Raw genomic sequence first — 4,562 nt, forward strand, 5'->3', positions numbered from 1 at the left:
TACTTAATTTAACTGGAGGAGCCATCTTTGGTCCGTGGTTAGGTACACTCTGGACTAGTGTTGCTGCGGTAATTGCCGCAGTGGTATCCTTCGCTTATACCCGCACTGTCGGGCGTAAGCTAGTGGTTGAGAAGCTAGCTAAAAGTTGGCGGGCGATGGACACTGAAGTGCGTCGCGGAGGGGTGTTATACATATTTGCGATTCGACTACTGCCAATCATTCCCTATGGTTTAGTCAATTTTGCTGCTGGTCTCACCTCAGTTAGCTTCAAGGACTATTTTCTGGGTACGGTTCTAGGCATCATTCCGGGTGTTTTCCCTTTTGTGTTAATAGGTAGCTCTGGTTTAAAGGCACTGAGAACAGGAGACATACTGCCACTGATTGCAGCATTAGGGTTGACAGGAGTTTTAGTCATGGGAGCTACCTGGTACCGAAGTCACCGAACCTAATCTTAAAAATTTGGTTGACAGCTCTAGCTTTAATTGATGGTACCTGTATATAGCAACTATCATACTCATCAGGTACAAATCTCTGGGTTTTAGGGAGCAGGGAGCAGGTAATAGGCAATAGGCAATAGGCAATAGGCAATAGGCAATAGGCAATAGGCAATAGGCAATAGGCAATAGGCAATAGGCAATAGGCAATAGGCAATAGGCAATAGGCAATAGGTAAAAAATAATGTGTACCTCATAGCTATGATAAACGCTATATTATGTCAGATTATTTAACAATAATTTTTTTATACATTTAAAAAAATATGAAACTATCGGTTTTAATTAACAACTATAACTATCAGCATTATGTTAGTGATGCTATCGATAGTGTGCTCCAACAATCATTTCCCGTAGATGAGATTATTGTTGTCGATGATAAATCAACAGATAAATCTGCCCAGATATTACATAAAAATTTTGCAGCTAACGAAAAAGTCAAGCTGGTATTGAAAGATAAAAATGAGGGGCAGCTTTCAAGTTTTAATGCGGGATTTATTGCTTCTTGTGGAGATATTATCTGTTTTCTTGATGCCGATGACCTTTATAAAGAAAATTACATTGCAGAAGTAGTAAAATTTTACCAAGAGCACCCAGAGTGTGATTTTCTGTTTTGTAGCGCTGAGGTATTTGGGAATGAAGAACGAATCGCCAGTTGCTACAACAATACACGAGATTTGGGCTATTCCAGAATCGCCACTCTCTATAAAAAAGCATGGGTAGGTCATCGAACTTCGACAGTTTCGATGCGTAGACATGTACTCGAGAAGTTCCTACCGCTTCCCCAGCAAGAAGATTGGCGCATTCGTGCAGATGACTGCTTAGTTTTCGGAGCTTCAATAGTAGGAGCTAGAAAATTTTATCTAGCCAAACCTCTGGTAAGGTATAGAGCCCATGGTAACAACAATCACTATGGACAGAAGCAAAAAAGAACGCCGGAATACTTAGATAAATATAAACAGGCTGTAGATCACTTATTAGGATTCTTAGCAGAAAAGATGAGCTATCCAAGTAACCTATATGAACAGGCCCATATCGAATTTAGGACAATTCCGAAACCGAATGAACAAGAATTTAACATCTACGAATCTATTATTGATAAATCTGAGCTTCTTGTCTTGAATAAGCTTTCCAGGTTTTTGTCTATTTACATCCACTTTATCAGCAGAGGCGGATTCCTATCCCTAGTCAGGATAAAATTACTTTGGCTAAGGAACAAGATCCAACGATTTGCACTGAGGTTATATAGACTCCCTCAATCCAAGACCAATACCACTGCCTAAATCAGTGGAGTTCAGTTAAACCTGGAGTACCGCTCCGAATGAGAGAACCGTGAACAAAGGGACTTGCCTGTAAAAAAAATATCAATTAAAACTATCAATTAAAGTAGAGTGGGCAAAATCATCTAATCTAGACTACTCAAAAGAAGCCAACTTTTTTTGCCCACCATACAAGCTGGAGTACCGATCAGAATGAGAGAACCATGAACAAATTTAGGAAACTCCAAGATGTTATTTAACTCATTTATTTTTGTCCTTTTCTTCATCATTGTCTACACGCTTTACCTGTTTTTAAATAGGAACTATAAAGCCCAGAACATTCTGCTGCTGATTGCTAGCTATGTGTTCTACGGATGGTGGGATTGGCGGTTTCTCTCACTGCTAGCTCTCTCCACGGTTGTTGATTTTACAGTAGGAAAACAGCTCCAAGACATCAAAGAAGAGCGAAAACGAAAACTACTCCTGTGTATCTCTTTAATTTTTAATCTTTCCCTACTGGGTTTCTTCAAATATTTTAACTTTTTCGCAGAAAGTTTCAGCAGTTTGCTTAAACTTGTTGGACTCCAGGTTGACTGGGTTACCTTAACTATCCTGCTGCCTGTAGGGATTTCTTTCTACACTTTCCAAACGATGAGTTACACCATCGACATCTACCGAGGAAAGTTGAAGCCGATTAGTAATTTCCTGGATTTTGCACTTTTTGTTTCCTTTTTTCCCCAGTTGGTGGCAGGCCCGATCGAACGAGCAACTACGCTAATACCCCAAATCATATTACCACGTAATCTCAATATAGAACAAATTAATGCTGGGATATTACTAATTATTTGGGGGTATTTTAAAAAGGTAGTAATTGCTGATAATATGGCGACTATCGCCAATCCAATATTCAATAACTACACCCAATATCAGGGGTTGGATGTCCTGATCGGTATTCTGGCTTTTACCGTGCAAATCTACGGAGATTTCTCTGGTTACTCTGACATTGCGCGAGGAATTTCCAAGCTGATGGGCTTTGAGTTGATGGTGAATTTCAAGCTACCCTATTTTGCTCTCAATCCCAGTGATTTTTGGTTACGATGGCATATTTCTCTATCTACTTGGTTACGAGATTATCTTTATATTCCCTTAGGTGGTAACCGCCAGGGGAGTTTAAACACCTACCGTAACTTATTTTTAACAATGCTTCTGGGCGGTCTTTGGCATGGAGCTGCCTGGAACTTTGTGATCTGGGGTGCATTTCACGGGCTGATTCTGATCATCTACCGCATCTTTGATAAGAATCCAGAACATCAAGATCCTTGGAGCGGTAAGTATTCCTATCTAAGGATCTTGGGCAAAATGTTGTTGATGTTTATCCTGACTAACATTGGCTGGGTAATCTTCCGTTCCAGTTCAGCCGATCAAATCTATTACATGCTTACCAGAGTGGGGGTGGGTAGATCAGATCAGAGTTTACTCTTGGGATATGACTTAGTGTTTTTCTGCTTGCCATTGGTCATAGTTCAGATCTATCAGTATGTGACCCGTGACCTGCTTATCCTAACAAAGCTAAACTATTGGTGTCGGGTTCCGGTCTACAGTTTCTTGATTATCTGGATTTGTGTTTTCGGTGTTCGCACATCTGGAGAATTCATCTATTTCCAATTCTGATTTTGATTAATGACGAGAGTAAAGAGTTAAGGAAAAACATGGCACAACGCGCCAATCAACAGCTACCAGAAGAAATTATTGGGTCAGCCAACCGTCGAGGAGTCTTGCTATCTCTATTGGGAACTTTGATACTTGTTATTTTGTGCAATTTTGCAGCTAAATGGTATCTGAATGACCATCGACCTAATCGAGGCTATTGGTTGGTCAAGGAAAAATGGGAAATGTTACTGGGCTTGAAGCAACCTGTTGACTGGCTCATCCTAGGAGATTCCAGTTGTAACCAGGGGGTAGTTCCAAGTATTCTCAACGAGAGACTCGATGTTACCTCAATCAATCTCTGCACTATCGGCAACATGTTGAGCCTCAACGATGCCTGGATGCTAGAAAAATATATACAGCAATCTGGAGCTCCAAAAAATGTTCTGATCGTGCATGTCTACGATGTTTGGCATCGCGGAATTAACTTTCCGTTACTAGCGAGAGTTCCTTTGAGTTGGGGATACTGGCAGGAGCTTGAACCACCACTAAAGATTCGTTTACGGGGTCCGGGTATTTTATTTATCGAGCGATATTTTCCCCTCTATTCTGAAAACAAGAGTCTTTCGTTATGGTTCAGGTTTCCTCTGGATACGTTCAAGGAAGTCAGAAGCTACAATATAGAAGAAGATGGGTTCATGGTTTGGGAAAAACCCAACCCTAGTTATGTAGAAGCACAGAAGGAGTCGCATATCAATTTTGCCAGAAACAATCAATTTAATCTTTCGCCCTACAACCGTCAAGCTTTGGAACGAATAGTGGCACTGGCGGAAGAGTATGGTTTTAATGTTTACTTAGCCAACAGCCCAATGTATGAAGGTCTTTATGAGCATGAGGATTTTCAAGCCTATTTTAATCAACTTCAAGAAACTCTCGGTGCCTATGCTGCCAAGAGTGAACGAGTACACTACATTTTCCGAGAGCCAATGACCTTTCCCAAGGAGCAGATGGAAAATTCCGATCATCTGGTTTACTCTGCTGCCAAGGTCTACACTAATGAACTTGTGTCAGAAATTCTGTCCTTACAGTCGCAAACCACAACAAGTAATCATGATAAGATAAACGTTGTTGAGTAATTTAAGTAGTCGGACACAATTAAATTTAA

The 4,562-nt window shown here is 40.5% G+C and carries 5 protein-coding genes; 4 read left to right on the forward strand and 1 reads right to left on the reverse strand.

All coding sequences use genetic code 11. The features are described 5' to 3' along the window. Positions 1-449: TVP38/TMEM64 family protein (locus tag F6K20_RS25390; RefSeq protein WP_287296486.1), on the forward strand; the 449-nt coding region annotated here is incomplete at its 5' end. Positions 450-538: 89 nt separating this feature from the next. On the opposite strand, the gene F6K20_RS25395 is transcribed toward F6K20_RS25390, so the two are convergent. After that, positions 539-691 (reverse strand): hypothetical protein, encoded by a 153-nt coding sequence (locus F6K20_RS25395; RefSeq protein ID WP_271969908.1) that lies wholly within the window; start codon positions 689-691, stop codon positions 539-541. 66 nt (positions 692-757) lie between these two features. Here F6K20_RS25395 and F6K20_RS25400 point away from each other — a divergent pair, with 66 nt between their 5' ends. From F6K20_RS25400 to F6K20_RS25410, 3 genes are all read left to right on the forward strand, one after another. Continuing rightward, positions 758-1,774 carry a glycosyltransferase family 2 protein gene (locus F6K20_RS25400; RefSeq protein ID WP_071107472.1) on the forward strand — a complete coding sequence of 339 codons (1,017 nt, stop codon included), beginning with the start codon at positions 758-760 and terminating at the stop codon, positions 1,772-1,774. Positions 1,775-1,999: 225 nt separating this feature from the next. Further along, positions 2,000-3,421 carry an MBOAT family O-acyltransferase gene (locus F6K20_RS25405; protein WP_287296488.1) on the forward strand — a complete coding sequence of 474 codons (1,422 nt, stop codon included), beginning with the start codon at positions 2,000-2,002 and terminating at the stop codon, positions 3,419-3,421. A gap of 38 nt (positions 3,422-3,459) precedes the next feature. Then, positions 3,460-4,533, forward strand: coding sequence for a hypothetical protein (locus F6K20_RS25410; RefSeq protein ID WP_287247476.1), 1,074 nt, complete (start codon positions 3,460-3,462; stop codon positions 4,531-4,533). The last annotated feature ends 29 nt before the right edge of the window (positions 4,534-4,562 follow it).

This window comes from Moorena sp. SIO2C4, assembly GCF_010672485.1.
Classification (GTDB): domain Bacteria; phylum Cyanobacteriota; class Cyanobacteriia; order Cyanobacteriales; family Coleofasciculaceae; genus Moorena; species Moorena producens.

Coding starts and splice junctions, on each gene's coding strand:
- F6K20_RS25410 (WP_287247476.1), top strand. CDS start 3,460: ATGGCACAACGCGCCAATCAACAGCTACCAGAAGAAATTATTGGGTCA.
- F6K20_RS25405 (WP_287296488.1), top strand. CDS start 2,000: ATGTTATTTAACTCATTTATTTTTGTCCTTTTCTTCATCATTGTCTAC.
- F6K20_RS25395 (WP_271969908.1), bottom strand. CDS start 691: ATGAGGTACACATTATTTTTTACCTATTGCCTATTGCCTATTGCCTAT.
- F6K20_RS25400 (WP_071107472.1), top strand. CDS start 758: ATGAAACTATCGGTTTTAATTAACAACTATAACTATCAGCATTATGTT.